Origin of the sequence: Pseudomonas asiatica (assembly GCF_009932335.1) — a bacterium.
In the GTDB taxonomy this organism is placed as follows: domain Bacteria; phylum Pseudomonadota; class Gammaproteobacteria; order Pseudomonadales; family Pseudomonadaceae; genus Aquipseudomonas; species Aquipseudomonas asiatica.
On record NZ_BLJF01000002.1, the window covers coordinates 370,143 to 390,158 of the forward strand.

The window sequence follows — 20,016 nt, forward strand, 5'->3', positions numbered from 1 at the left end:
CTCGGTGTGATGGCTTTCTTCTCACAGGATCCTCCTCGATGACTCCCAAAACTGAAGCCCAAGAATCGCGTTTTGATCTGTTCAAGTGGCTGGCTGTAGTGGCTTTGGTGGTTGTCGGTGTAGTGGGTAACCAGTATTACTCCGCCTCCCCGATCCTGTATCGCGTCCTTGCACTTCTCGTCCTGGCTGCTGTCGCGGGCTTTGTAGCTCTGCAGACTGCGAAGGGCAAGTCGTTCTTTGCGCTGGCGAAGGAAGCTCGTACCGAGATTCGTAAAGTCGTGTGGCCGACCCGCCAGGAAACCACCCAGACCACGCTGATTGTCGTGGCTGTCGTGCTGGTTATGGCACTGCTGCTGTGGGGTCTTGATTCCCTGCTCGGCTGGGCGGTCTCCTTGATCGTTGGCTAAAGGTGTCCCGTGGCTAAGCGTTGGTATGTTGTGCATGCTTACTCGGGTTACGAGAAGCATGTAATGCGCTCCCTGATCGAGCGCGTCAAGCTGGCTGGCATGGAAGACGGTTTCGGCGAGATCTTGGTCCCGACCGAAGAAGTCGTCGAAATGCGCAATGGCCAGAAGCGCAAGAGTGAGCGTAAATTCTTCCCTGGCTATGTACTGGTCCAGATGGAGATGAACGAAGGGACTTGGCACTTGGTCAAGGACACCCCTCGTGTGATGGGCTTTATTGGCGGCACCGCAGACAAGCCTGCGCCGATCACCGATAAAGAAGCAGAGGCTATCCTGCGTCGCGTTGCCGACGGTAGCGACAAGCCGAAGCCGAAGACGCTGTTCGAGCCGGGTGAAGTGGTTCGAGTCATTGACGGTCCGTTCGCTGACTTCAATGGTAGTGTCGAAGAGGTTAACTACGAAAAGAGTCGCCTGCAGGTAGCGGTGCTCATTTTCGGTCGCTCTACTCCGGTGGAGCTCGAGTTCAGCCAGGTCGAAAAGGTCTAGGCGGACGAAGCATCCCATACCCCGCAGCCCTGTGTGCTGCGGGGTTTTGTCGTCACTGGGATAAAACGCAAGTCATCCGGGGAGCCAACAGGCGTTCGTACCCGATTTTGGAGTAGCTCATGGCTAAGAAGATTCAGGCTTACATCAAGCTGCAAGTTAAGGCCGGCCAGGCCAACCCAAGCCCACCCGTTGGTCCAGCACTGGGTCAACACGGTGTGAACATCATGGAATTCTGCAAGGCCTTCAACGCCCGTACCCAGGGTCAAGAAGCCGGCCTGCCGACTCCTGTGATCATCACTGTCTACAGCGACCGTAGCTTCACCTTCGAGACCAAGAGCACCCCTGCCTCGGTTCTGCTGAAGAAAGCTGCTGGCCTGACCAGTGGTTCGGCTCGCCCGAACACCGTTAAAGTCGGTACCGTTACCCGTGCTCAGCTGGAAGACATCGCCAAAGCTAAACAGGCTGATCTGACTGCCGCTGACCTGGACGCTGCTGTACGCACCATCGCTGGCTCTGCCCGCAGCATGGGCCTGAACGTGGAGGGTGTGTAATGGCTAAGCTGACCAAACGCCAAAAGGCAATCGCCGAGAAAATCGAAGCAGGCAAGGCCTACAACTTCGAAGAAGCGGCCACTCTGCTGGCTTCGCTGCCGGCTGCCAAGTTCGTAGAGTCCTACGACATCGCCGTTAACCTTGGTGTTGACCCGCGTAAATCTGACCAGGTCGTACGTAGCGCTACCGTGCTGCCACACGGCACTGGCAAGACCGTTCGCGTTGCTGTCTTCACCCAGGGTCCAGCTGCTGAAGCCGCTCTGGCTGCCGGCGCTGACCGCGTAGGTATGGACGATCTGGCTGCCGAAATGAAAGGCGGCGACCTGAACTATGACGTCGTCATCGCATCGCCTGATGCCATGCGCGTTGTAGGTCAACTGGGTCAGGTTCTGGGTCCTCGCGGCCTGATGCCTAACCCGAAAGTTGGTACCGTGACCCCAGACGTAGCCGGCGCTGTCAAGAACGCCAAGGCTGGTCAGGTTCGCTACCGTACCGACAAGAACGGTATCATCCACACCTCCGTTGGCAAGGTCGGCTTCGAAGCCGGCAAGCTGAAGGAAAACGTTGAAGCCCTGATCGCTGATCTGAAGCGTATCAAGCCAGCTTCCTCGAAAGGTATCTACGTCAAGCGCGTTACCCTGAGCACCACCATGGGCCCAGGTCTGGTCATCGATCAGAGCTCGCTGAACGTGTAAGAACATGGTGGCGCGACCTGTCGCGCCACCAGCAAAAATTGGGGTCCCTGCCTGGCGGGGGCTATCCAAGACCGTAGGCGGCGCAAGCCTTAAAATACCAGCCCACGCAGATGGTGCTCCCGATTCGTTACCGAATCAGACACCAAAACGACATCCGGCTTCGGCCAGATGAAACGGTAAAAACCAGGAGTAAACCCGTGGCAATTAAACTCGAAGACAAGAAGGCCATCGTCGCTGAAGTCAACGAGGCTGCCAAAGTCGCTCTGTCCGCTGTCGTGGCTGATGCCCGTGGTGTGACTGTAGGCGCAATGACCGGACTCCGTAAAGAGGCCCGCGAAGCTGGCGTATACGTACGTGTCGTACGTAACACCCTGCTGAAGCGCGCTGTTGAAGGCACCGAATTCTCGATCCTCAACGACGCGTTCAAAGGCCCGACCCTGATTGCTTTCTCCAACGAACACCCGGGCGCTGCTGCTCGTCTGTTCAAAGAGTTCGCCAAGGGTCAGGACAAGTTCGAGATCAAGGCAGCTGCGTTCGACGGCAAGTTCCTTGCCGCTAACCAGATCGACGTGCTGGCAACCCTGCCAACCCGCGACGAGGCTATCGCACAGCTGATGAGCGTAATCCAAGGTGCAACCAGCAAGCTGGCTCGTACCCTGGCAGCTCTGCGCGACCAGAAAGAAGCTGCTGCTGCCTAAGGCACGCGCAACTCTTTCAAAATCATACGTTTAATTTGATGGCTGCGTAGGCTGTCACCCCAATACAGGATTTAAGTCATGTCTCTGACTAACGAACAAATCATCGAAGCGATCGGCCAGAAAACTGTTCTGGAAATTGTTGAACTGATCAAAGCGATGGAAGAAACCTTCGGCGTTACCGCTGCTGCCGCTGTTGCTGCTGGCCCAGCTGCTGGCGCTGCTGCCGCTGTTGAAGAGCAGACCGAGTTCAACGTCGTTCTGACCGAAGCTGGCGACAAGAAAGTAAACGTGATCAAGGCCGTTCGTGAACTGACCGGTCTGGGCCTGAAAGAAGCCAAAGAGAAAGTCGACGGCGCTCCTCAGGTTATCGCTGAAGGCGTTTCGAAAGAAGCCGCTGAAGACGCGAAGAAGAAGCTGGAAGAAGCTGGCGCTAAAGTCGAGCTGAAGTAATCTCGACCTTGCGACTCCAGTCCGAGCGTTGAGCGAAGGGCTGATGGCTGGTGGCTTATGCCACCGGCCTTTTTCCGTTATTGGTGGCCGGTCAGGCCGGCCCCGATAACAAGCTGCAAGACACCCATGTGGGTGGCGCAAACCAAGAGGTTTGCACGATTTTCTGGCTGCTCCCGCCGGGAGAAGCCAAACAAGCAGGTGACCAAGCTGGGGAACGCTGATGGCTTACTCATACACTGAGAAAAAACGTATCCGCAAGGACTTTAGCAAGTTGCCGGACGTCATGGATGTGCCTTACCTCCTGGCCATCCAGCTGGATTCGTATCGCGAATTCCTGCAAGCGGGAGCATCCAAGGATCAGTTCCGCGACGTCGGCCTGCACGCGGCCTTCAAATCGGTATTCCCGATCATCAGCTACTCCGGCAATGCTGCCCTGGAGTACGTAGGCTATCGCCTGGGCGAACCCGCCTTCGATGTGAAGGAATGTGTCCTGCGTGGCGTGACCTTCGCGGTCCCACTGCGGGTCAAGGTGCGCCTGATCATCTTCGACAAGGAATCGTCGAACAAAGCGATCAAGGACATCAAAGAGCAAGAAGTCTACATGGGTGAAATCCCCCTGATGACTGAGAACGGTACCTTCGTTATCAACGGTACCGAGCGTGTGATCGTTTCCCAGCTGCACCGTTCGCCTGGTGTGTTCTTCGACCACGATCGTGGCAAGACTCACAGCTCCGGCAAGCTGCTGTACTCCGCTCGCATCATCCCTTACCGCGGCTCCTGGCTGGACTTCGAGTTCGACCCGAAGGACTGCGTGTTCGTGCGTATCGACCGTCGCCGCAAACTGCCGGCCTCGGTGCTGCTGCGTGCCCTGGGTTACAGCACTGAAGAAGTGCTGAACACCTTCTACACCACCAACGTGTTCCACATTTCCGGCGAGAAACTCAGCCTGGAACTGGTACCGCAGCGTCTGCGTGGTGAGGTTGCAGTCATGGATATCCATGACGAAACCGGCAAAGTCATCGTCGAGCAGGGCCGCCGTATTACTGCGCGCCACATCAACCAGCTCGAGAAGGCCGGCGTCAAGCAGCTGGACGTTCCAATGGAATACGTCCTGGGCCGCACTACTGCCAAGGCTATTGTGCATCCGGCTACCGGCGAGATCCTGGCTGAATGCAACACCGAGATGACCACTGAACTGCTGATCAAGGTCGCCAAGGCTCAGGTCGTCCGTATCGAGACCCTGTACACCAACGACATCGATTGCGGTCCGTTCATCTCCGACACCCTGAAGATCGACACCACCAGCAACCAGCTGGAAGCCCTGGTCGAGATCTACCGCATGATGCGTCCTGGCGAGCCGCCAACCAAGGATGCTGCCGAGACCCTGTTCAACAACTTGTTCTTCAGCGCCGAGCGTTACGACCTGTCCGCCGTTGGCCGCATGAAGTTCAACCGTCGGATCGGTCGTACCGAGATCGAAGGTTCGGGCGTGCTGAGCAAGGAAGATATCGTCGAGGTTCTGAAGACCCTGGTCGACATCCGTAACGGCAAAGGCATCGTCGACGACATCGACCACCTGGGTAACCGTCGTGTACGTTGCGTCGGTGAGATGGCCGAGAACCAGTTCCGCGTTGGCCTGGTGCGTGTCGAGCGCGCGGTCAAGGAACGCCTGTCGATGGCGGAAAGCGAAGGCCTGATGCCGCAAGACCTGATCAACGCCAAGCCGGTTGCGGCAGCGGTGAAAGAGTTCTTCGGTTCCAGCCAGCTGTCCCAGTTCATGGACCAGAACAACCCGCTCTCCGAGATCACCCACAAGCGCCGCGTCTCCGCACTCGGCCCAGGCGGTCTGACCCGTGAGCGTGCCGGCTTCGAAGTCCGTGACGTACACCCGACCCACTACGGCCGTGTGTGCCCGATCGAGACCCCTGAAGGTCCGAACATCGGTCTGATCAACTCCCTGGCAGCCTATGCCCGCACCAACCAGTACGGCTTCCTGGAAAGCCCGTACCGCGTAGTGAAGGAAGGCGTGGTCAGTGACGACATCGTGTTCCTGTCGGCCATTGAAGAGGCGGATCACGTCATCGCCCAGGCTTCGGCCGCGATGAACGAGAAGAAGCAGCTGATCGATGAGCTGGTAGCTGTTCGTCACCTGAACGAATTCACCGTCAAGGCGCCGGAAGACGTCACCCTGATGGACGTTTCGCCGAAGCAGGTTGTTTCCGTCGCTGCGTCGCTGATTCCGTTCCTCGAGCACGACGACGCCAACCGTGCATTGATGGGTTCGAACATGCAGCGTCAGGCTGTACCGACCCTGCGCGCCGACAAGCCGCTGGTAGGTACCGGCATGGAGCGCAACGTTGCCCGTGACTCCGGTGTCTGCGTGGTTGCTCGTCGCGGTGGCGTGATCGACTCGGTCGACGCCAGCCGTATCGTTGTTCGCGTTGCCGACGACGAAGTGGAAACCGGCGAAGCAGGTGTGGATATCTACAACCTGACTAAGTACACCCGTTCGAACCAGAACACCTGCATCAACCAGCGTCCGCTGGTGAGCAAGGGTGACAAGGTTCAGCGTGGCGACATCATGGCCGACGGCCCGTCCACCGACATGGGTGAACTGGCACTGGGTCAGAACATGCGCATCGCGTTCATGGCGTGGAACGGCTTCAACTTCGAAGACTCCATCTGCCTGTCCGAGCGTGTGGTTCAGGAAGACCGCTTCACCACCATCCACATCCAGGAACTGACCTGTGTGGCGCGTGACACCAAGCTTGGCCCAGAGGAAATCACTGCGGACATCCCGAACGTGGGTGAAGCCGCACTGAACAAGCTGGACGAAGCCGGTATCGTCTACGTGGGTGCCGAAGTCGGCGCTGGCGACATCCTGGTCGGCAAGGTAACGCCAAAAGGCGAAACCCAGCTGACTCCGGAAGAAAAACTGCTGCGCGCAATCTTCGGTGAGAAGGCCAGCGACGTTAAGGACACCTCCCTGCGCGTGCCAACCGGCACCAAGGGTACCGTCATCGACGTACAGGTCTTCACCCGTGATGGCGTCGAGCGCGACAGCCGCGCTCTGGCCATCGAGAAGATGCAGCTGGACGAGATCCGCAAGGACCTCAACGAAGAGTTCCGCATCGTCGAAGGTGCAACCTTCGAGCGTCTGCGTTCTGCTCTGAACGGCCAGGTGGTCGACGGTGGCGCGGGCCTGAAGAAAGGCACCGTGATCACTGACGAAGTGCTGGATGGTCTGGAGCACGGGCAGTGGTTCAAACTGCGCATGGCCGAAGATGCACTGAACGAGCAGCTGGAAAAGGCTCAGCAGTACATCGTCGATCGTCGCCGTCTGCTGGACGACAAGTTCGAAGACAAGAAGCGCAAGCTGCAGCAGGGTGATGACCTGGCACCGGGCGTACTGAAGATCGTCAAGGTTTACCTGGCAATCCGCCGTCGCATCCAGCCGGGTGACAAGATGGCCGGTCGTCACGGTAACAAGGGTGTCGTCTCGGTAATCATGCCGGTCGAAGACATGCCGCACGACGCCAACGGTACTCCGGTCGATGTCGTACTGAACCCGCTGGGTGTACCTTCGCGTATGAACGTCGGTCAGATCCTCGAAACCCACCTGGGCCTGGCGGCCAAAGGTCTGGGCGAGAAGATCGACCGCATGATCGAAGAGCAGCGCAAGGCCGCTGAACTGCGCGTGTTCCTGACCGAGGTCTACAACGAGATCGGCGGTCGTCAGGAAAACCTGGACGAGTTCACCGACGAAGAGATCCTGGCCCTGGCCCACAACCTGAAGAAGGGCGTGCCAATGGCTACCCCGGTCTTCGACGGTGCCAAGGAGCGCGAGATCAAGGCCATGCTGAAGCTGGCCGACCTGCCAGAGAGCGGCCAGATGGTGCTGTTCGATGGCCGTACCGGCAACAAGTTCGAGCGTCCTGTGACCGTTGGTTACATGTACATGCTCAAGCTGAACCACTTGGTGGACGACAAGATGCACGCGCGTTCCACTGGTTCCTACAGCCTGGTTACCCAGCAGCCGCTGGGTGGTAAGGCGCAGTTCGGTGGTCAGCGTTTCGGGGAGATGGAAGTGTGGGCGCTGGAAGCATACGGCGCGGCATACACCCTGCAAGAAATGCTCACAGTGAAGTCGGACGACGTGAACGGCCGTACCAAGATGTACAAGAACATCGTGGATGGCGATCACCGTATGGAGCCGGGCATGCCCGAGTCCTTCAACGTGTTGATCAAAGAGATCCGTTCGCTCGGTATCGATATCGATCTGGAAACCGAATAACACGTGACGCGAAGGGGAGTGGGGCAGGTAATGCCCGCTCCCTGCTCCGCCAGGAGGAAAGGCCTTGAAAGACCTACTGAATTTGCTGAAAAACCAGGGTCAAGTCGAAGAGTTCGACGCCATCCGCATCGGTCTGGCGTCGCCTGAAATGATCCGTTCGTGGTCGTTCGGTGAAGTTAAGAAGCCGGAAACCATCAACTACCGTACGTTCAAGCCTGAGCGTGACGGCCTGTTCTGCGCCAAGATCTTTGGCCCAGTCAAGGACTACGAGTGCCTGTGCGGCAAGTACAAGCGCCTCAAGCATCGCGGCGTGATCTGCGAGAAGTGCGGCGTTGAAGTTGCCCTGGCAAAAGTTCGTCGTGAGCGCATGGCGCACATCGAACTGGCCTCGCCGGTTGCCCACATCTGGTTCCTGAAGTCGCTGCCGTCCCGTATCGGCCTGCTGATGGACATGACCCTGCGTGACATCGAGCGCGTGCTCTACTTCGAGAGCTACGTCGTTATCGACCCGGGCATGACCACCCTGGAAAAAGGCCAGCTGCTGAACGACGAGCAGTACTTCGAAGCGCTGGAAGAGTTCGGTGATGACTTCGACGCCCGCATGGGTGCCGAGGCTGTCCGCGAGCTGCTGCACGCTATCGACCTGGAGCACGAGATCGGTCGCCTGCGCGAAGAGATTCCGCAGACCAACTCGGAAACCAAGATCAAGAAGCTGTCCAAGCGCCTGAAGCTGATGGAAGCGTTCCAGGGTTCGGGCAACCTGCCTGAGTGGATGGTCCTGACCGTCCTGCCAGTGCTGCCGCCGGACCTGCGTCCGCTGGTACCGCTGGATGGCGGCCGCTTCGCGACCTCTGACCTGAACGACCTGTATCGTCGCGTGATCAACCGTAACAACCGTCTGAAGCGCCTGCTGGATCTGTCGGCGCCGGACATCATCGTGCGCAACGAAAAGCGCATGCTGCAGGAGGCGGTCGACGCCCTGCTGGACAACGGCCGTCGCGGTCGCGCCATCACTGGCTCGAACAAGCGTCCGCTGAAGTCCCTGGCCGACATGATCAAAGGTAAGCAAGGTCGCTTCCGTCAGAACCTGCTCGGTAAGCGTGTGGACTACTCCGGCCGTTCGGTAATTACCGTAGGCCCGACCCTGCGTCTGCACCAGTGCGGTCTGCCGAAAAAGATGGCTCTCGAGCTGTTCAAGCCGTTCATTTTCGGCAAGCTGGAAATGCGTGGTCTGGCGACCACCATCAAGGCTGCCAAGAAGATGGTCGAGCGTGAGCTGCCAGAGGTGTGGGACGTGCTCGCCGAGGTGATCCGCGAACACCCCGTGCTGCTCAACCGCGCACCGACCCTGCACCGTCTGGGTATCCAGGCATTTGAACCGGTTCTGATCGAAGGCAAGGCTATTCAGCTGCACCCGCTGGTCTGTGCCGCGTACAACGCCGACTTCGACGGTGACCAGATGGCCGTTCACGTGCCGCTGACCCTGGAAGCCCAGCTCGAAGCGCGCGCGCTGATGATGTCGACCAACAACATCCTGTCGCCAGCCAACGGTGAGCCAATCATCGTTCCGTCGCAGGACGTGGTACTGGGTCTGTACTACATGACCCGTGAAGCCATCAACGCCAAGGGCGAAGGTCGCGTGTTCGCCGACCTGCAGGAAGTCGACCGCGTATTCCGCGCCGGCGAGGCTGCCCTGCACGCGAAAATCAAGGTTCGTATCAACGAAACCGTGAAAGAGCGTGACGGCTCCGTGGTCAAGAACACCCGCATCGTCGACACCACCGTCGGCCGTGCGCTGCTGTTCCAGGTCGTACCGGCAGGCCTGCCTTACGACGTGGTCAACCAGCCGATGAAGAAAAAGGCGATCTCCAAGCTGATCAACCAGTGCTACCGCGTGGTTGGTCTGAAAGAGACCGTTATCTTCGCTGACCAGCTGATGTACACCGGTTTCGCTTACTCGACCATTTCCGGCGTTTCGATCGGTGTTAACGACTTCGTTATCCCGGACGAGAAAGCACGCATCATCGGTACCGCTACCGACGAAGTGAAGGAAATCGAGAGCCAGTACGCCTCCGGTCTGGTAACCCAGGGCGAGAAGTACAACAAGGTCATCGACTTGTGGTCGAAGGCGAACGACGAAGTGTCCAAGGCGATGATGGCCAACCTCTCGAAAGAGAAGGTCATCGATCGCGAAGGCAAGGAAGTCGAGCAAGAGTCCTTCAACTCGATGTACATGATGGCTGACTCCGGTGCGCGGGGTTCCGCAGCCCAGATCCGTCAGCTGGCCGGTATGCGTGGCCTGATGGCCAAGCCGGACGGCTCCATCATCGAGACGCCGATCACTGCGAACTTCCGTGAAGGTCTGAGCGTTCTGCAGTACTTCATTTCGACCCACGGTGCTCGTAAGGGTCTGGCGGATACCGCACTGAAGACCGCCAACTCCGGTTACCTGACTCGTCGTCTGGTAGACGTTGCCCAGGATCTGGTTGTTACCGAGATCGACTGCGGCACCGACCAGGGCCTGCTGATGACCCCGCACATCGAAGGTGGTGACGTTGTAGAACCGCTGGGTGAGCGTGTGCTGGGTCGTGTCATCGCCCGTGACGTGTTCAAGCCAGGCACCGAGGACGTCATCGTTCCGGCCGGTACCCTGGTCGACGAGAAGTGGGTCGAATTCATCGAGCTGAACAGCATCGACGAAGTGGTCGTGCGTTCGCCGATCAACTGCGAAACCCGTTACGGCATCTGCGCCAAGTGCTACGGTCGTGACCTGGCTCGCGGTCACCAGGTGAACATCGGTGAAGCTGTCGGCGTTATCGCTGCGCAGTCGATCGGTGAGCCGGGTACCCAGCTGACCATGCGTACGTTCCACATCGGTGGTGCTGCAAGCCGTACCTCGGCTGCCGACAGCGTCCAGGTGAAGAACGGCGGTATGGTGCGTCTGCACAACCTGAAGCAGGTAGAACGTGCCGATGGCAACCTGGTTGCCGTATCGCGTTCGGGCGAGTTGGCCATTGCCGACGAGTTCGGTCGTGAGCGTGAGCGCTACAAGCTGCCTTATGGTGCGGTAATTTCGGTCAAGGAAGGTGAAAAGGTCGAAGCTGGCGCTATCGTCGCCAAGTGGGACCCGCACACCCACCCGATCGTTACCGAACTGAAAGGTACCGTGACCTTCGTTGGCATGGAAGAAGGCATCACCATCAAGCGTCAGACTGACGAATTGACGGGTTTGACCAACATTGAAGTACTGGACGTCAAGGATCGCCCTGCCGCTGGCAAGGAAATCCGTCCTGCTATCAAGATGGTCGACGCTTCTGGCAAGGATCTGTACCTGCCAGGTACCGACGTACCTGCCCAGTACTTCCTGCCGGCCAACGCCCTCGTCGGCGTGGCTGACGGTGCCCAGATCGGTGTTGGTGACGTTATCGCGCGTATCCCGCAAGAAACGTCGAAGACCCGTGACATCACCGGTGGTCTGCCGCGCGTTGCCGACCTGTTCGAAGCGCGCCGTCCGAAAGAGGCCTCGATTCTGGCTGAAGTCAGCGGCACCATCGCGTTCGGCAAGGAGACCAAGGGCAAGCGTCGTCTGGTCATCACCCCGACCGACGGTAGCGATCCGTACGAAGAGCTGATTCCGAAGTGGCGCCACCTGAACGTCTTCGAAGGCGAACAGGTAAACCGCGGCGAAGTTATCTCCGACGGCCCGAGCGATCCGCACGACATTCTGCGTCTGCTGGGTGTGAGCGCGCTGGCGAAGTACATCGTCAACGAGATCCAGGACGTTTACCGTCTGCAAGGCGTTAAGATCAACGACAAGCACATCGAGACCATCCTGCGTCAGATGCTGCGCAAGGTCGAGATCACCGAGTCGGGTGACTCCAGCTTCATCAAGGGCGACCAGATGGAACTGACCCAGGTACTGGTAGAGAACGAGCGTCTCGCCAGCGAGGACAAGTTCATCTCCAAGTTCTCCCGCGTGCTGCTGGGTATCACCAAGGCCTCGCTGTCGACCGAGTCGTTCATCTCCGCGGCTTCCTTCCAGGAAACCACCCGCGTACTGACCGAAGCGGCGGTAACCGGCAAGCGCGACTACCTGCGCGGCCTGAAAGAGAACGTGGTCGTGGGTCGTCTGATTCCGGCCGGTACTGGTCTGGCCTACCACAGCGAGCGTAAGCGTCGCCGTGATGCCGACAAGCCGCTGCGTGTGAGCGCCAGTGAGGTGGAAGCCGCACTGACCGAAGCGCTGAACTCCAGCGGTAACTAAGTACAGGGCAGGGCCCCGGCAAGCCCCGAGCGATCAGCGGCGACATGAAATGTTGCCGATGATCGGGCGGGGAGGGCCGGGGCCTCGTCTTGACTGGGTGCAAGATCCTCTTTAGACTTTTGTACCCTTAAATTTGGTGAGGCTCCGTCTCGCCAATTTTTGGCTTTCTTGCAAGACAATAGCGTCGCAAGACAATCAGTGGAGCTAGTAGATGGCAACTATCAACCAGCTGGTACGTCAGCCGCGTAAGCGTACCGTCGAGAAATCCGACGTACCTGCGCTGCAGAACTGCCCGCAGCGTCGTGGCGTGTGCACCCGCGTGTACACCACCACGCCGAAAAAACCTAACTCGGCACTGCGTAAAGTATGCCGTGTGCGTCTGACCAACGGTTTCGAGGTTTCCTCGTACATCGGTGGTGAAGGCCACAACCTGCAAGAGCACAGCGTCGTCCTGATCCGTGGCGGCCGTGTAAAAGACTTGCCAGGTGTTCGTTACCACACCGTTCGCGGCTCTCTGGATACTTCGGGCGTTAAAGGCCGTAACCAGGGTCGTTCGAAGTACGGTACCAAGCGTCCGAAGTAATCGGCCGTTTGCAGACATCCATTTATTTGAGTCGATAAGAGTAAGGTCGGGCAGGGGTCGAAAGACCTGGTCCCGGGCTAACCTGAAGACCGTTTGAGGGCTTATCATGCCAAGACGTCGTGTAGCAGCAAAACGTGAGATCCTTGACGATCCGAAGTACGGATCCCAGATTCTCGCCAAGTTCATGAACCACGTGATGGAAAGCGGCAAGAAGGCCGTAGCCGAGCGCATCGTTTACGGTGCCCTGGATACCGTCAAAGCACGCAAGAACAGCGACCCCCTGGAAATCTTCGAGAAAGCTCTCGACGCCATCGCTCCGCTGGTCGAAGTTAAGTCCCGCCGTGTTGGCGGTGCCACTTACCAGGTTCCGGTTGAAGTTCGTCCGTCCCGTCGTAACGCTCTGGCAATGCGCTGGCTCGTAGACTACGCCCGCAAGCGCGGCGAGAAGTCGATGGCCCTGCGCCTGGCCGGCGAACTGCTGGATGCTGCTGAAGGCAAGGGTGCTGCAGTCAAGAAGCGTGAAGACGTGCACCGTATGGCCGAGGCCAACAAAGCGTTCTCGCACTACCGCTTCTAATTCAAGCATCAATCATTTTGCGAGGGCTTTATGGCTCGTACTACAGCAATTAACCGCTACCGTAACATCGGTATCTGCGCCCACGTTGACGCGGGCAAGACTACCACTACCGAGCGGATCCTGTTCTACACAGGTCTGAGCCACAAAATGGGCGAGGTGCACGACGGCGCCGCGACCACCGACTGGATGGTGCAGGAGCAGGAGCGCGGTATCACCATTACCTCCGCTGCCGTTACCACCTTCTGGAAAGGTTCCCGTGGTCAGTACGACAACTACCGCGTAAACGTCATCGATACCCCCGGCCACGTTGACTTCACCATTGAAGTAGAGCGTTCGCTGCGTGTACTCGACGGCGCGGTCGTTGTGTTCTGCGGCACCTCCGGCGTTGAGCCGCAGTCCGAAACCGTATGGCGTCAGGCCAACAAGTACGGCGTTCCACGTGTTGTCTACGTGAACAAGATGGACCGTGCTGGTGCCAACTTCCTGCGCGTTGTCGGTCAGATCAAGAACCGCCTGGGTCACACCCCGGTTCCGGTCCAGCTGGCTATCGGTGCAGAAGACGACTTCCAGGGTCAGGTCGACCTGATCAAGATGAAAGCCATCTACTGGAACGAAGACGACAAGGGCACCACCTACCGCGAAGAAGAAATTCCAGCGGACATGGTCGACCTGGCTAACGAATGGCGCAACAACATGGTTGAAGCCGCCGCCGAAGCCAGCGAAGAGCTGATGAACAAGTACCTTGAAGAAGGTGAGCTGACCGTCGAAGAAATCAAGGCAGGCCTGCGCGCGCGCACCCTGGCCAGCGAGATCGTTCCGGCTGTCTGCGGTTCGTCGTTCAAGAACAAGGGCGTTCCCCTGGTTCTCGACGCCGTTATCGACTACCTGCCTGCTCCGACCGAAATTCCTGCGATCAAGGGTATCCACCCTGATCTGGCCGAAGTGCCGAAGGATGAAGTCACCCCAGAGCAGTACGACGAGCGTCATGCTGACGACGATGAGCCGTTCTCGGCTCTGGCGTTCAAGATTGCCACCGACCCGTTCGTTGGTACTCTGACCTTCGTTCGCGTTTACTCGGGCTTCCTGACCTCCGGTGACTCCGTCATCAACTCGGTCAAGGGCAAGAAAGAGCGCGTTGGTCGTATGGTGCAGATGCACGCCAACCAGCGTGAAGAGATCAAGGAAGTGCGTGCGGGCGATATCGCCGCTCTGATCGGCATGAAGGACGTCACCACTGGTGACACCCTGTGCAACGCCGACAAGCCGATCATCCTCGAACGTATGGACTTCCCGGAGCCTGTGATTTCGCTCTCCGTAGAGCCGAAAACCAAGGCTGACCAGGAGAAGATGGGTATCGCACTGGGCAAGCTGGCCCAGGAAGACCCGTCGTTCCGCGTCAAGACCGACGAAGAAACTGGTCAGACCATCATCTCCGGTATGGGTGAGCTGCACCTGGACATCCTCGTTGACCGCATGAAGCGCGAGTTCAACGTCGAAGCCAACATCGGCAAGCCGCAGGTTTCGTACCGCGAGAAGATCACCAAGTCCAACGTCGAGATCGAAGGCAAGTTCGTTCGTCAGTCGGGCGGTCGTGGTCAGTTCGGTCACTGCTGGATCCGTTTCTCGGAGCCGGATCAGGACGACAAGGGCAACATCACCGAAGGTCTGGTGTTCGCCAACGAAGTCGTTGGTGGTGTGATTCCTAAGGAATACATCCCTGCGATCCAGAAGGGTATCGAAGAGCAGATGAAGAACGGCGTTGTTGCCGGCTATCCTCTGATCGGCCTGAAGGCCGCGGTATTCGACGGTTCGTACCACGACGTCGACTCCAACGAAATGGCGTTCAAGATCGCCGCTTCGATGGCAACCAAGCAACTGGCCCAGAAGGGCGGTGGCGTGGTTCTCGAGCCGATCATGAAGGTCGAAGTTGTAACTCCGGAAGACTACCTGGGTGACGTGATGGGTGACCTGAACCGTCGTCGTGGTCTGGTCCAGGGTATGGATGAATCGGTCTCTGGCCGTGTCGTCCGCGCTGAAGTTCCGCTCGGAGAGATGTTCGGTTACGCAACCGACGTTCGTTCCATGTCTCAGGGTCGCGCAAGCTACTCCATGGAATTCTCCAAATACGCCGAAGCTCCGTCGAACATCGTCGAAGCACTCGTTAAAAAACAAGGCTAATCCCCTTTAGGCAAGAGGTTCACTGTCGTGGCTAAAGAAAAATTTGATCGTTCCCTTCCCCACGTTAACGTCGGCACCATCGGCCACGTTGACCACGGTAAGACCACTCTGACCGCAGCTCTGACTCGCGTCTGCTCCGAAGTTTTCGGTTCGGCAGTCGTTGAGTTCGACAAGATCGACTCGGCTCCGGAAGAAAAAGCGCGCGGTATCACCATCAACACCGCTCACGTCGAGTACAACTCGAACATTCGTCACTACGCTCACGTTGACTGCCCAGGTCACGCTGACTACGTGAAGAACATGATCACCGGTGCTGCCCAGATGGACGGCGCGATCCTGGTTTGCTCGGCCGCCGATGGTCCGATGCCACAAACCCGTGAGCACATCCTGCTGTCCCGTCAGGTAGGCGTTCCTTACATCGTGGTCTTCCTGAACAAGGCTGACCTGGTAGACGACGCCGAGCTGCTGGAGCTGGTCGAGATGGAAGTTCGCGACCTGCTGTCCACCTACGACTTCCCAGGCGACGATACCCCGATCATCATCGGTTCGGCTCGTATGGCCCTGGAAGGCAAAGACGACAACGAAATGGGTACTACCGCTGTCAAGAAGCTGGTAGAAACTCTGGATGCCTACATCCCTGAGCCTGTTCGTGCCGTTGACCAGCCGTTCCTGATGCCGATCGAAGACGTATTCTCGATCTCGGGTCGTGGTACCGTTGTTACCGGTCGTATCGAGCGTGGTATCGTCCGCGTTCAGGATCCGCTGGAAATCGTTGGTCTGCGTGACACCACCACCACCACCTGCACCGGTGTTGAGATGTTCCGCAAGCTGCTGGACGAAGGTCGTGCTGGCGAGAACTGCGGCGTTCTGCTGCGTGGTACCAAGCGTGACGACGTTGAGCGTGGCCAGGTTCTGGTCAAGCCAGGTTCGGTCAAGCCGCACACCAAGTTCACCGCAGAAGTCTACGTTCTGTCGAAGGAAGAAGGCGGTCGTCACACTCCGTTCTTCAAAGGCTACCGTCCTCAGTTCTACTTCCGTACCACTGACGTGACCGGTAACTGCGAACTGCCGGAAGGCGTTGAAATGGTAATGCCAGGTGACAACATTCAGATGACTGTCACCCTGATCAAGACCATCGCAATGGAAGACGGTCTGCGCTTCGCTATCCGTGAAGGCGGTCGTACCGTCGGCGCCGGCGTCGTAGCAAAAATCATCGAGTAATCACTCGACCGATTGAAAAAACCCCCGCTCAGCGGGGGTTTTTTTTATTGGGTTGACACTAAATGGGGGCGTCTATAGAATCACGCCTCCTTTTAGCGGGCGTAGTGCGTCCGTTGGGAACAGCCTGGAGTCTGAAATCCAATGCAAAATCAGCAAATCCGTATCAGGTTGAAGGCTTTCGACCATCGCCTGATCGACCAATCCACCCAGGAAATCGTGGAAACCGCGAAACGTACTGGTGCACAAGTGCGTGGTCCAATTCCACTGCCTACCCGCAAAGAGCGTTTCACCGTTCTGGTTTCCCCGCACGTCAACAAAGACGCGCGTGACCAGTACGAGATCCGCACTCATAAGCGTGTTCTGGACATCGTCCAGCCAACGGATAAAACCGTTGATGCGCTGATGAAGCTTGATCTGGCGGCAGGTGTGGAAGTACAGATCAGCCTCGGCTAAGACTTCGGTCTGGTCGTGTAACGCTCTGAAATGGGCGGCCATAGCGGGTGAAAGCCCCGTACACTCATGAGGTTTACAACATGACTATTGGTGTAATCGGTCGCAAGTGCGGTATGACCCGCATTTTCACCGAAGAAGGTGTCTCCATTCCGGTCACGGTCATCGAGATCGAGCCGAATCGCGTCACCCAGTTCAAAACTGAAGAAACCGATGGCTACCGTGCAGTGCAAGTCACTGTCGGCGAGCGTCGTGCTTCGCGCGTGACTGCCGCTCAGGCAGGCCACTTCGCCAAGGCCAACGTTGCCGCTGGTCGCGGTGTCTGGGAGTTCCGTCTTGAAGAAGGCGATTTCCAGGCTGGCGATCTGATCAAAGCTGAACTCTTCACTGCAGGCCAGCTGGTAGACGTTACTGGTCAGTCCAAAGGTAAAGGCTTCGCCGGTACCATCAAGCGCTGGAACTTCCGTGGCCAGGACAACACCCACGGTAACTCCGTGTCGCACCGTGTCCCAGGTTCCATCGGCCAGTGCCAGACTCCTGGTCGTGTGTTCAAGGGCAAGAAAATGTCCGGTCACATGGGCGCCGAGCGCGTGACTGTTCAGTCCCTGGAAGTAGTTCGCGTAGACGCTGAACGCAACCTGCTGCTGGTCAAGGGTGCCGTTCCAGGCGCTACTGGCGGCGACGTGGTTGTACGTCCAGCTGTCAAGGCTCGCGGTTAAGGGGAAACTGACATGCAACTCAATGTAAATGACGCTCAGGCGATCGAAGTTTCCGAACTGACTTTCGGTGGCGAATTCAACGAGACGCTGGTACACCAAGCAGTCGTGGCCTACATGGCCGGCGGCCGTCAGGGCACCAAGCAGCAGAAGACCCGTTCCGACGTGGCTGGTGGCGGTAAGCGCCCATGGCGTCAGAAGGGTACTGGCCGTGCTCGTGCTGGTACCACTCGTGGTCCGATCTGGCGTGGCGGTGGTGTAACCTTCGCAGCTCGCCCTCAAGATCACTCGCAGAAGCTCAACAAGAAGATGTACCGCGCAGCCCTGCGCTCCATCCTCGCTGAGCTGGTGCGTAGCGACCGTCTGGTCGTGGTTCAGGACTTCGCTGTTGAAGCACCGAAAACCAAAGATCTGCTGAACAAGCTGAACGGCATGGGTCTGAACGACGTACTGATCGTTTCCGACGCTGTTGATCAGAACCTGTACCTGGCTGCTCGCAACCTGCCGCACGTTGACGTACGTGACGTACAAGGTTCCGACCCGGTCAGTCTGATCGCATACGAGAAAGTGTTGATCACTGTCTCGGCCGTGAAGAAATTCGAGGAGCTGCTGGGATGAACCAGGAACGCGTATTCAAAGTCCTCCTTGGCCCGCACGTTTCCGAGAAGGCTACCGTTCTGGCTGAGAAAAAAGGCCAGTTCGTATTCAAGGTTGCTACCGATGCAACCAAGCTGGAAATCAAGAAAGCTGTCGAAGGCCTGTTCAATGTAAAAGTTGAAAACGTGTCGACTGTTAACGTTCTGGGTAAAACCAAGCGTACCGCACGTGGTCTGGGCAAGCGTAATGACTGGAAGAAGGCGATCGTCTCCCTTCAGCCAGGCCAAGATCTCGATTTCAGCAGCAGTGCTGAGTAAGGAAGGGGTGCATCATGGCAATCGTTAAATGCAAACCGACTTCCCCTGGCCGCCGTTTCGTGGTCAAGGTGGTCAACCAGGAGCTGCACAAAGGCGCTCCTCACGCACCGCTGATCGAGAAAAAATCGAAGTCTGGTGGTCGTAACAACAATGGCCGCATCACCACTCGTCACGTTGGTGGTGGTCATAAGCAGCATTACCGTCTGGTCGACTTCCGTCGCAACGACAAAGATGGCATTCCAGCCACTGTCGAGCGTATCGAATACGACCCGAACCGTACTGCTCACATCGCCCTGCTGTGCTACGCAGACGGTGAGCGTCGCTACATCATCGCCCCTAAAGGCGTGAGCGCTGGTGACCAGCTGATCGCAGGTGCCCTGGCCCCAATCAAGGCCGGTAACTCCCTGCAGCTGCGCAATATCCCAGTAGGTAGCACCATTCACGGCATCGAACTGAAGCCGGGTAAAGGTGCTCAGATCGCTCGTTCCGCTGGTGCTTCGGCTCAGCTGATCGCTCGTGAAGGCGTCTACGTGACTCTGCGTCTGCGTTCCGGTGAGATGCGTAAAGTACTGGCTGAGTGCCGTGCGACCCTGGGCGAAGTCTCGAACTCCGAGCACAGCCTGCGTTCGCTGGGTAAAGCTGGTGCCAAACGCTGGCGCGGCGTTCGCCCAACCGTTCGTGGTGTTGCCATGAACCCGGTTGACCACCCACATGGTGGTGGTGAAGGTCGTACCTCCGGTGGTCGTCATCCGGTATCGCCATGGGGCTTCCCAACCAAGGGTGCGAAGACCCGTGGTAATAAGCGTACCGACAACATGATCGTCCGTCGTCGCAAGTAACTAGAGGGATACGACAGTGCCACGTTCTCTGAAAAAAGGTCCTTTTATCGATCTTCACCTGCTGAAGAAGGTCGAAGTGGCGGTGGAGAAGAACGATCGCAAGCCAGTTAAAACCTGGTCGCGCCGTTCGATGATCCTGCCACAAATGGTCGGTCTGACCATCGCGGTACACAACGGTCGTCAACATGTCCCAGTTCTGGTGAACGAAGACATGGTCGGCCACAAACTGGGCGAGTTCGCCGGTACCCGCACCTATCGCGGGCACGTGGCTGACAAGAAAGCCAAGCGTTAAGGGGTAAGGAAATGGAAGTAGCCGCTAAGTTGTCGGGCGCTCGCATCTCCGCCCAGAAAGCCCGCTTGGTCGCCGACCAGATCCGCGGGAAGAAGGTGGGCGAAGCGCTCAACCTGTTGGCCTTCAGCAGCAAAAAAGCCGCTGAAATCATGAAGAAAGTCCTCGAGTCGGCCGTTGCCAACGCCGAACACAACGAAGGCGCAGACGTTGATGACCTGAAGGTCTCCACCGTCTTCGTCAACGAAGGGCGTTCGCTGAAGCGCATCATGCCACGTGCCAAAGGCCGTGCTGATCGCATCGTCAAGCGGTCTTGCCATATCACTGTCAAGGTTGCGGACAAGTAA

Annotated in this window: 19 protein-coding genes; all 19 read left to right on the plus strand. The window is 58.0% G+C overall.

All coding sequences use genetic code 11. The features are described 5' to 3' along the window. Nucleotides 1–38 precede the first annotated feature (38 nt). The 19 genes from secE (at nucleotide 39) to rplV (ending at nucleotide 20,016) form a co-directional block, all read left to right on the plus strand. The gene (gene secE, locus GYA95_RS21045) at nucleotides 39–407 is read left to right on the plus strand and encodes a preprotein translocase subunit SecE (RefSeq protein ID WP_003257081.1); all 369 of its coding nucleotides are present in this window, start codon (nucleotides 39–41) and stop codon (nucleotides 405–407) included. Between the two features lie 9 nt (nucleotides 408–416). Then, nucleotides 417–950 (plus strand): transcription termination/antitermination protein NusG, encoded by a 534-nt coding sequence (gene nusG, locus GYA95_RS21050; protein ID WP_003255501.1) that lies wholly within the window; start codon nucleotides 417–419, stop codon nucleotides 948–950. Nucleotides 951–1,069: 119 nt separating this feature from the next. Next, nucleotides 1,070–1,501 (plus strand): 50S ribosomal protein L11, encoded by a 432-nt coding sequence (gene rplK / locus GYA95_RS21055; RefSeq protein WP_003255500.1) that lies wholly within the window; start codon nucleotides 1,070–1,072, stop codon nucleotides 1,499–1,501. Next, the gene (gene rplA, locus GYA95_RS21060) at nucleotides 1,501–2,196 is read left to right on the plus strand and encodes a 50S ribosomal protein L1 (protein WP_013970629.1); all 696 of its coding nucleotides are present in this window, start codon (nucleotides 1,501–1,503) and stop codon (nucleotides 2,194–2,196) included. Before rplK ends, rplA begins: the two co-directional genes overlap by 1 nt. Nucleotides 2,197–2,393: 197 nt before the next feature. Continuing rightward, complete coding sequence (gene rplJ / locus GYA95_RS21065) at nucleotides 2,394–2,894, plus strand: 50S ribosomal protein L10 (protein WP_003257082.1); 501 nt, start codon at nucleotides 2,394–2,396, stop codon at nucleotides 2,892–2,894. Between the two features lie 78 nt (nucleotides 2,895–2,972). Continuing rightward, nucleotides 2,973–3,344, plus strand: a complete 372-nt coding sequence (gene rplL / locus GYA95_RS21070) for a 50S ribosomal protein L7/L12 (RefSeq protein WP_013970630.1) — start codon at nucleotides 2,973–2,975, stop codon at nucleotides 3,342–3,344. 220 nt (nucleotides 3,345–3,564) lie between these two features. Beyond that, nucleotides 3,565–7,638 (plus strand): DNA-directed RNA polymerase subunit beta, encoded by a 4,074-nt coding sequence (gene rpoB, locus GYA95_RS21075; RefSeq protein ID WP_013970631.1) that lies wholly within the window; start codon nucleotides 3,565–3,567, stop codon nucleotides 7,636–7,638. A gap of 64 nt (nucleotides 7,639–7,702) precedes the next feature. Further along, nucleotides 7,703–11,902, plus strand: coding sequence for a DNA-directed RNA polymerase subunit beta' (gene rpoC / locus GYA95_RS21080; protein WP_013970632.1), 4,200 nt, complete (start codon nucleotides 7,703–7,705; stop codon nucleotides 11,900–11,902). A gap of 211 nt (nucleotides 11,903–12,113) precedes the next feature. Then, nucleotides 12,114–12,485, plus strand: coding sequence for a 30S ribosomal protein S12 (rpsL, locus tag GYA95_RS21085; protein WP_003257088.1), 372 nt, complete (start codon nucleotides 12,114–12,116; stop codon nucleotides 12,483–12,485). 106 nt (nucleotides 12,486–12,591) lie between these two features. After that, nucleotides 12,592–13,062 (plus strand): 30S ribosomal protein S7, encoded by a 471-nt coding sequence (gene rpsG, locus GYA95_RS21090; RefSeq protein ID WP_003246741.1) that lies wholly within the window; start codon nucleotides 12,592–12,594, stop codon nucleotides 13,060–13,062. 30 nt (nucleotides 13,063–13,092) lie between these two features. Further along, the gene (gene fusA / locus GYA95_RS21095; protein ID WP_015268748.1) at nucleotides 13,093–15,240 is read left to right on the plus strand and encodes an elongation factor G; all 2,148 of its coding nucleotides are present in this window, start codon (nucleotides 13,093–13,095) and stop codon (nucleotides 15,238–15,240) included. 27 nt (nucleotides 15,241–15,267) lie between these two features. After that, nucleotides 15,268–16,461: an elongation factor Tu gene (gene tuf / locus GYA95_RS21100; RefSeq protein WP_013970626.1), complete on the plus strand. Its 1,194-nt coding sequence runs from the start codon at nucleotides 15,268–15,270 to the stop codon at nucleotides 16,459–16,461. A 141-nt stretch (nucleotides 16,462–16,602) separates the two neighbouring features. Then, complete coding sequence (gene rpsJ, locus GYA95_RS21105) at nucleotides 16,603–16,914, plus strand: 30S ribosomal protein S10 (protein ID WP_003186070.1); 312 nt, start codon at nucleotides 16,603–16,605, stop codon at nucleotides 16,912–16,914. An 80-nt stretch (nucleotides 16,915–16,994) separates the two neighbouring features. Then, the gene (gene rplC / locus GYA95_RS21110) at nucleotides 16,995–17,630 is read left to right on the plus strand and encodes a 50S ribosomal protein L3 (protein ID WP_003257089.1); all 636 of its coding nucleotides are present in this window, start codon (nucleotides 16,995–16,997) and stop codon (nucleotides 17,628–17,630) included. A gap of 12 nt (nucleotides 17,631–17,642) precedes the next feature. Beyond that, complete coding sequence (gene rplD / locus GYA95_RS21115; RefSeq protein ID WP_008089819.1) at nucleotides 17,643–18,245, plus strand: 50S ribosomal protein L4; 603 nt, start codon at nucleotides 17,643–17,645, stop codon at nucleotides 18,243–18,245. Continuing rightward, the gene (rplW, locus tag GYA95_RS21120; RefSeq protein WP_003255484.1) at nucleotides 18,242–18,541 is read left to right on the plus strand and encodes a 50S ribosomal protein L23; all 300 of its coding nucleotides are present in this window, start codon (nucleotides 18,242–18,244) and stop codon (nucleotides 18,539–18,541) included. Before rplD ends, rplW begins: the two co-directional genes overlap by 4 nt. A 14-nt stretch (nucleotides 18,542–18,555) precedes the next feature. Next, nucleotides 18,556–19,380 carry a 50S ribosomal protein L2 gene (gene rplB / locus GYA95_RS21125; RefSeq protein ID WP_015268750.1) on the plus strand — a complete coding sequence of 275 codons (825 nt, stop codon included), beginning with the start codon at nucleotides 18,556–18,558 and terminating at the stop codon, nucleotides 19,378–19,380. 16 nt (nucleotides 19,381–19,396) lie between these two features. After that, the gene (rpsS, locus tag GYA95_RS21130) at nucleotides 19,397–19,672 is read left to right on the plus strand and encodes a 30S ribosomal protein S19 (protein WP_003255482.1); all 276 of its coding nucleotides are present in this window, start codon (nucleotides 19,397–19,399) and stop codon (nucleotides 19,670–19,672) included. A gap of 11 nt (nucleotides 19,673–19,683) precedes the next feature. Continuing rightward, the gene (rplV, locus tag GYA95_RS21135) at nucleotides 19,684–20,016 is read left to right on the plus strand and encodes a 50S ribosomal protein L22 (protein ID WP_003103908.1); all 333 of its coding nucleotides are present in this window, start codon (nucleotides 19,684–19,686) and stop codon (nucleotides 20,014–20,016) included.

Bases quoted from the DNA above. Each gene is read 5' to 3' on its own strand.
- rplL (WP_013970630.1), top strand. From the start codon at position 2,973: ATGTCTCTGACTAACGAACAAATCATCGAAGCGATCGGCCAGAAAACT.
- fusA (WP_015268748.1), top strand. From the start codon at position 13,093: ATGGCTCGTACTACAGCAATTAACCGCTACCGTAACATCGGTATCTGC.
- rpsJ (WP_003186070.1), top strand. From the start codon at position 16,603: ATGCAAAATCAGCAAATCCGTATCAGGTTGAAGGCTTTCGACCATCGC.
- rplW (WP_003255484.1), top strand. From the start codon at position 18,242: ATGAACCAGGAACGCGTATTCAAAGTCCTCCTTGGCCCGCACGTTTCC.
- rplC (WP_003257089.1), top strand. From the start codon at position 16,995: ATGACTATTGGTGTAATCGGTCGCAAGTGCGGTATGACCCGCATTTTC.
- rplD (WP_008089819.1), top strand. From the start codon at position 17,643: ATGCAACTCAATGTAAATGACGCTCAGGCGATCGAAGTTTCCGAACTG.
- rpoB (WP_013970631.1), top strand. From the start codon at position 3,565: ATGGCTTACTCATACACTGAGAAAAAACGTATCCGCAAGGACTTTAGC.
- rplV (WP_003103908.1), top strand. From the start codon at position 19,684: ATGGAAGTAGCCGCTAAGTTGTCGGGCGCTCGCATCTCCGCCCAGAAA.
- rpsG (WP_003246741.1), top strand. From the start codon at position 12,592: ATGCCAAGACGTCGTGTAGCAGCAAAACGTGAGATCCTTGACGATCCG.
- rplA (WP_013970629.1), top strand. From the start codon at position 1,501: ATGGCTAAGCTGACCAAACGCCAAAAGGCAATCGCCGAGAAAATCGAA.
- secE (WP_003257081.1), top strand. From the start codon at position 39: ATGACTCCCAAAACTGAAGCCCAAGAATCGCGTTTTGATCTGTTCAAG.
- rpsL (WP_003257088.1), top strand. From the start codon at position 12,114: ATGGCAACTATCAACCAGCTGGTACGTCAGCCGCGTAAGCGTACCGTC.
- rplK (WP_003255500.1), top strand. From the start codon at position 1,070: ATGGCTAAGAAGATTCAGGCTTACATCAAGCTGCAAGTTAAGGCCGGC.
- rplB (WP_015268750.1), top strand. From the start codon at position 18,556: ATGGCAATCGTTAAATGCAAACCGACTTCCCCTGGCCGCCGTTTCGTG.